This is a genomic window from Alteromonas abrolhosensis, assembly GCF_001953635.1.
In the GTDB taxonomy this organism is placed as follows: domain Bacteria; phylum Pseudomonadota; class Gammaproteobacteria; order Enterobacterales; family Alteromonadaceae; genus Alteromonas; species Alteromonas abrolhosensis.
Map to the genome: position 1 here is coordinate 62660 of NZ_MEJH01000016.1, position 6508 is coordinate 69167.

The following is a 6508-nucleotide window of genomic DNA, read 5'->3' on the forward strand; positions in this document are numbered from 1 at the left end:
GACCCGGAGGAAAAACTAATGAAAGAAGTGGTCGTAATCGATTGCGTACGTACCCCTATGGGTCGTTCAAAAAACGGTGTTTTCAGAAATGTGCGTGCAGAAGACCTATCTGCAGCACTAATGACCGCGCTACTAGAGCGTAACCCTGGCGTAAACCCAGCGGAAATTGAAGACATCATTTGGGGCTGTGTTCAGCAAACTAAAGAACAAGGCTTCAACGTTGCACGTAACGCGCAACTACTCACAAAAATTCCACGCACTACAGGCGCGGTAACGGTTAACCGTTTATGTGGTTCATCAATGCAAGCCCTTCACGATGCAACAAGCGGCATCATGAGCGGCCGTGGTGACATTTACATGATTGGTGGTGTTGAGCACATGGGTCACGTACCGATGAACTACAACATCGACTTCCACCCTGGTCTTGCTAAGTACACGGCGAAAGCGTCGGGCATGATGGGTATGACAGCCGAGCTACTTGGCCGTCAAAACGGTATTACTCGTGAGCAACAAGACGCATTCGGTGCGCGTTCGCACCAGCTAGCGCACAAAGCACACCTTGAAGGCCGCTGGGCTAACGAGATTGTGCCTGTTGAAGGTCACGATGCAAATGGCGTATTAAAGCTTATTGACTACGATGAAGTAGTTCGCCCAGAAAGCACAGCTGAGAGCATGGCGGCGCTTCGCCCAGTGTTCGACCCAGTAAACGGTACAGTGACTGCGGGTACGTCTTCTGCGCTGTCTGACGGTGCATCGGCTATGCTACTTATGTCAGCAGACCGTGCGAAAGAGCTTGGCCTAACGCCACGTGCGAAAATTCGCGCAATGGCTGTGGCTGGTTGTGATGCGGCAATTATGGGTTATGGCCCAGTGCCAGCAACACAAAAAGCCCTTAAGCGCGCTGGCCTTACTATGGACGATATTGAACTTGCTGAGTTTAACGAAGCGTTCGCGGCGCAGGCGCTATCGTGCATTAAGCAGTTAGGTTGGATGGACCACCTAGATACTAAGATTAACCTAAACGGTGGTGCTATTGCACTTGGTCACCCGCTAGGTTGTTCTGGTTCACGTATCTCAGGTACGCTTATCAACCTAATGGAGTCACAAGACGTAAGCCTAGGCTTAGCAACTATGTGTATTGGTTTAGGCCAAGGTATTGCTACCGTATTTGAGCGTGTATAAGCGTTTGAATAAGAGGTTTTAAAGCTAAGTTTTGAAAAGGGCCTTCGGGCCCTTTTTTGTTGGTTTTAGTTACTTTTCAGATTACTTCAAAACACGAGATAAAGGACTTACCACACCCTGCGCACCTTGCTGAAGCACGTGGGTATAAATTTGCGTGGTCTTTACGTCTGAATGACCTAACTGTGTTTGCACCGTTCTAATATCAGCGCCCGATTGCAGCAAGTGCGTTGCAAAAGAGTGGCGTAGCGTATGAGGCGTAACTTTCTTTTTAATGTCACAAGTTTTTGCCGTGTTGCGTATTGCCTTTTGTATACTCGATTCATCAATATGATGCCGTCGCACTTTCTTGCTTTCAGGGTCGACAGATAATCGAGAAGAGGGAAATAAATAATGCCAGCCTAACTCTCTGGGCGCGTTTTTGTATTTCAAACGTAATCGGTGAGGTAGATAAACGCCTGCGTATTTTGGATTTTCTAAATCAGCCGCCAAGAAGTTTTCTACCATAGCGATTTGTCGTGTAAGACCCGGTTTTAATTCTGCAGCCAACGTTACAATGCGATGCTTACCGCCTTTCCCATCCCAAATGCGAATAGCGTTGTAGTCAAAATCGATGTCTTTAACTCGTAGCCTAACCGCTTCCATTAGCCGCAAACCACTTCCGTACAATAAAGAAATTGGTAACTTTAGGTTGGCAGGAATTTGCTCAAAAAGAGAAACGACCTCTTCCTGCGTTAATACAACTGGAAGCTTGGCTTGCCTACGACTTGAAACAAAGTTGAGTTCGCACGAAAGTGGGCGCTCTAATATATCGCGATATAAAAACGCCAATGCATTTAACGCACTCGCCTGAGTGGCCGGAGCCACATTTTTAGCGTTAACTAGGTGAGACAGAAACACTTCAACTTCTTTGTCTCCCATTTCAGATGGGTGCCTATTATTGTTAAAGCGAATAAAGCTAATTATCCATTTACTATAGAGTTCAATCGAACGCTTCGCATAGCGACGGTTGTGCATATGCTCTATCACCATTTGCATGAACATTGATTTCATTTTTTTGATTTTTATTACTGTAAATAAATACAGAATTACGGTTTTTAACTCGACCGTAAAATAAAAAGGAACGATTCCGTACTTAAGTACGGTGTTTTCAGATACTAAGTGTAGGTTATTGATGGAAGTGTATTTACGTGCGAAAGTGATAAAACTATAAATGTGATATACGGAAACTATCCACCTTGCATAAAGGATTTTTTCCTTACACTAAATTGTTATGTGCCAAAGGGATTTTGCATTGAGGAAGAAATCAACTAGAAGCATAGTGATAGACTTTAGCTCCGGTTTTCTTATTGCTGGCTTGCTTACCCTTTTCTATACCCTAAAGTCGAACGGACCAATAGTCATATTTGCCCACTTGCTCTTCATAGGCGTGTATCTATATTTTTTTAGGTTTGTTCTAGATATGCTAATGAACAGCTTTTCGTTCCTACTGTTTTTTTCTACTTCCATATTACTACTAAGTTTTGTTACCTACTTTGTCTTTGTCTCTAACTTCACAGAGCTAACAAATCTTGTAGTTTTGATAGGCACATTAGCTTCTATGTTTACTTTTATGGCATTCTGTAGACCTAAGCATGTGAGTAGAATCGGCTGGGAAGTTAGTTATGAATAAGCAGTGGGCACATAACAAAAAAATTAAGTCACTCACTGCGTTCGCTGGGACGCATACACGTGGGCTGCTTCGCATTTTAGCCCACGCGCCTGCGCCCCTTATTTAAAAGTTATACGTCAGGGATAGATTATGTGGACTGATAAACAAATAGATGACTATGTAGATAGTTGCTTTAATGAAATGGAAGTCAAAAACAGCGAGGCCCGAGATAATTTTGGATTAGGCTCCTTTTATAGATTCGATTTTGACACCAAGAAGGGACATATCATCTTCAGCAAAGACGATGAAGAACTGAGAGTGAAAGTAAATTTAATTTGCTCAGTAGATGAATCAAAAGAAACTCTTCAGTGGGCCTGGGCAAATAAATCGTTGCCTTCACATATGTCTGCGGCATCCAGAGAACTCAGGCAACTAAGCAGTAAAACCGGCCTTGAAATATTTGATTCGGAAGTTTGGAAAGCAACAGAGGATGAAGGATGGGAAATGGCTGCGATAGCGCTTAGGGAAATTGGTGGATTAGCCGTGTACCGATGCCCTTTAGGACCTTCCAAGTTATTTGTCTTATTAGATTCAGTAGTTGATGACGTATAACAAACGCATTAACACTCGCGGCGCTCGCTAGGGACAAAAACACGCAGGCTCCCTGCGCTTCGCTTGGTATTGTAGCCTACGTATTTTTGCCCGTTATGCGGGCGTTATGTGCTTCTACGATATGGATATTTTAATTGTTTGAATTAGCCTTAATAGCAGTAATTGCAACTATCCTAAATGCGTTAACTGTAGAGTTTCATTGCAGGCTTCAAACTCGCCATATAGCTAAACAAAGAACAGTTTCTAATTTGATTAAGCATTATCTTTTAATGCTACCTTTTATTTTCGGCATGCTGATCTTCCTATCTATTATTCATACCAAAATTAACCAATTGGGTATCAGCTCTGTTAGNTGCTTCTACGATATGGATATTTTAATTGTTTGAATTAGCCTTAATAGCAGTAATTGCAACTATCCTAAATGCGTTAACTGTAGAGTTTCATTGCAGGCTTCAAACTCGCCATATAGCTAAACAAAGAACAGTTTCTAATTTGATTAAGCATTATCTTTTAATGCTACCTTTTATTTTCGGCATGCTGATCTTCCTATCTATTATTCATACCAAAATTAACCAATTGGGTATCAGCTCTGTTAGAGAATCTTTGTTGTTATTGGGTTTGGTTGTTCTTTTTTTGTCGCCTTTTATCTATATCATGGACTGGCGCTATCCAGGTTTAGTCAGCAAAATGGAAAACTGGAGAAAAGGAGTATCAGATTAAATGCAAATTCTAGGTAATTTTAGGGACGCACATAACAAAAAAATCAAGTCACTCACTGCGTTCGCTGGGACGCATACATGCGGGGCGGCTTCGCCATTATGCCCCACATGCTTGCGCCCCTTATTTAAAAGTTATGAGCCAAAGGAAGGTCACGATGAAATATCTACAAGAAGCTATTATTTGTTTTTTTCTTGGGGGCATCCCATGTCTCTGGTCCTTTTCTGATAATGGAATTGCAGGTGTAGAAGCATTTTATAAATCTATAGACGCGTCTGATAGAACCGTTATTTACTTTTTTATTTTGGCTGCTTTTCATCTCTTAGCTTCGCTTGCATGGTATTGGTCATCGAGGTGGCATGACGGATTAAAAGCAACTTTAAAAAATATATTGCCTGTTGCAAACGGAGTTGGTTCAAGCCTCCTTTGTATATATCGAATAATTGCAGGTGCTTCGATGGCTTGTGTTTTTATTTTGCTAGCAAACTTTACGGAACGAGAAAGCTATGAAGTTATGGCAGGCTTGGCTATTTCTAGCCTAGTTTTTCTTCTAATGAGCTACTTTGTTAATAAAACCTTTGATTATGCAAATGAAAAGCAAAAGGTAGGCTCATAACAATCACATTAAGTCGGTCGCAAGCTCCCTGGGACAGTAACACGTGGGCTCTGTCGCTTCGCTCGGATTTTAGCCCACGTGTTACTGCCCCTTATGTGGGTGTTAGGTGTCGCGTGTGATTAAACATTGCTGTAATGAAATGGAATTAGCAATCAAGTTTGATTGTAACCATCACAAAGATGAATATGAGTGTCCAGATGCACTGATTTCATATAATCCAAAATTCGAAGAGTACGGCATAATCATCCATGATGGCGGTACCGCTATTTCGGGTATCTCATATTGTCCTTGGTGTGGTTCAGAACTACCAAAGTCAAAAAGAGATCTTTGGTTTGACACCCTGGAAGCCCTCGGCTTTGATGAGCCGAGTGAGCAAGATATACCAAAACAGTTTCAAGGGAGTGATTGGTATCGTAACACCTAACAAACCACTCAAGGCTCTCGCTTCGCTCGCTGGGACGCTAACACATGGGCTGCGTCACTTCGTTCCTAATTTTAGCCCATGCGTTATCGCCCCTTAGTGGGAAGTTATATTTTCGGAGTAAGTTCAAATTGAGATGGATTTTATTAAGTTTATTATTTTGCGGCGCTTCGAACGCATCAACTTGTATTGTTACTGAGGAACAAGCGTTTCTTTGGAATGAAAAATATCAGTCACTTTTTACAGTTAATACTGATTATTTTGATGGCAGTTATTCAGTAGAAATCTTAATACCCAACAAAATCGAAGATCGAGAATATAAAAATTCGGCACTATTCATCGACAGTCTTGAGGAACCATCACTGTTTATGCCAGCGGAAGCTTTCGAGCATGATGAAGGAAAAGTAGTTTGGTATACCGTTGGAAATGAGTTGGTTCGAAAACACTTTTTCGTTTTTTCATACGGCGAAGGCTGTAGTATTTCGGTAACAGTGCCGGTTATTTTTAACTAAAAATATAACAAACACATTAAGGCGCTTCGCTGGGACAGTAACACGTGGGCTCTGTCGCTTCGCTCCATATTTTAGCCCACGTATTACTGCCCCTTATGTGGGTGTTATAAGGCGTCAGCCTAAACTGCGTTTGGCTTAATACAAATCCCAGTGCAACTACCCTCATCTGTTTTCATTTGCATCGCTCTGACTTGTGGTAGGTTTAAATCCGCCGCTTTCAATTCAAAGGTTGCGCATTAGGCGCTTTAGCGCCAAGTTATTACTCAACGTCAACAAGCGCCAATGCATTTGACACTTCAAATGGCGGCTAGCTTCTGCCAAATCAAAACCATCAGCCCACTGTCGTTCTACTTGTTTGTGTTAACAATCAATCGTATGCTGGCTTCAACAGTTTTTAAAAAGACCAAAGGAACTGGCTCTGCTTATAACAAGGCGCTTAAGACCACGCCCTTCGGTCGCTCGGACGCATTTACGCGGGGCGGCTTCGCCATTATGCCCCACGCAACTGCGCCGCTTAGCTTAATGTTAGGAGACAAGGAATGTCAGCAGGAGTCGCTCAAGCTAACAGGTTTTATGAAGAAGTCGCAGAAACCAAAGTTGTCTGGTTTGGAGCATATCCAAATGAGGTGCTCCTAGAGTTTGACGTGAGCGACGATAAGGTATCTTTGCCTGTATGGTCTTCCAAATCGAGAATCGAAAGGCTTAAAAAACTAAATCCAAATTTACTCGGTAATGTGGAAGCTAGAGGTGTTAGTTGGGAGCAGTTTAAAGAGTACTTCTTACCTATCTTGCCAGAAGAT

8 protein-coding genes are annotated in these 6508 nt (G+C 42.3%); 7 read left to right on the forward strand and 1 reads right to left on the reverse strand.

Annotation, left to right across the window (positions count from 1 at the left end; all coding sequences use genetic code 11):
- The first annotated feature begins 18 nt into the window (after positions 1 to 18).
- A complete protein-coding gene (gene fadA, locus BGK61_RS18040; RefSeq protein WP_014997215.1) occupies positions 19 to 1182 on the forward strand; it encodes an acetyl-CoA C-acyltransferase FadA in 1164 nt (387 codons plus the stop codon).
- A gap of 81 nt (positions 1183 to 1263) precedes the next feature.
- Here the strand turns inward: fadA and BGK61_RS18045 are convergent, their stop codons facing one another.
- Positions 1264 to 2232 (reverse strand): integron integrase, encoded by a 969-nt coding sequence (locus BGK61_RS18045; RefSeq protein WP_076012930.1) that lies wholly within the window; start codon positions 2230 to 2232, stop codon positions 1264 to 1266.
- A gap of 748 nt (positions 2233 to 2980) precedes the next feature.
- Between BGK61_RS18045 and BGK61_RS18055 the strand changes: the two genes are divergently transcribed.
- The 6 genes from BGK61_RS18055 to BGK61_RS19490 all read left to right on the forward strand — a co-directional run.
- Positions 2981 to 3442 (forward strand): DUF6882 domain-containing protein, encoded by a 462-nt coding sequence (locus tag BGK61_RS18055; RefSeq protein WP_076012928.1) that lies wholly within the window; start codon positions 2981 to 2983, stop codon positions 3440 to 3442.
- A gap of 378 nt (positions 3443 to 3820) precedes the next feature.
- Positions 3821 to 4162 carry a hypothetical protein gene (locus BGK61_RS18065; RefSeq protein WP_076012945.1) on the forward strand — a complete coding sequence of 114 codons (342 nt, stop codon included), beginning with the start codon at positions 3821 to 3823 and terminating at the stop codon, positions 4160 to 4162.
- Positions 4163 to 4316: 154 nt separating this feature from the next.
- Complete coding sequence (locus BGK61_RS19485; RefSeq protein ID WP_108721598.1) at positions 4317 to 4775, forward strand: hypothetical protein; 459 nt, start codon at positions 4317 to 4319, stop codon at positions 4773 to 4775.
- Between the two features lie 115 nt (positions 4776 to 4890).
- Positions 4891 to 5199: a DUF6980 family protein gene (locus BGK61_RS18075; protein ID WP_199820767.1), complete on the forward strand. Its 309-nt coding sequence runs from the start codon at positions 4891 to 4893 to the stop codon at positions 5197 to 5199.
- A gap of 128 nt (positions 5200 to 5327) precedes the next feature.
- Positions 5328 to 5708: a hypothetical protein gene (locus BGK61_RS18080; RefSeq protein WP_076012947.1), complete on the forward strand. Its 381-nt coding sequence runs from the start codon at positions 5328 to 5330 to the stop codon at positions 5706 to 5708.
- A gap of 539 nt (positions 5709 to 6247) precedes the next feature.
- A partial coding sequence (locus BGK61_RS19490; RefSeq protein WP_108721599.1) for a DUF2750 domain-containing protein occupies positions 6248 to 6508 on the forward strand: 261 nt, incomplete at its 3' end.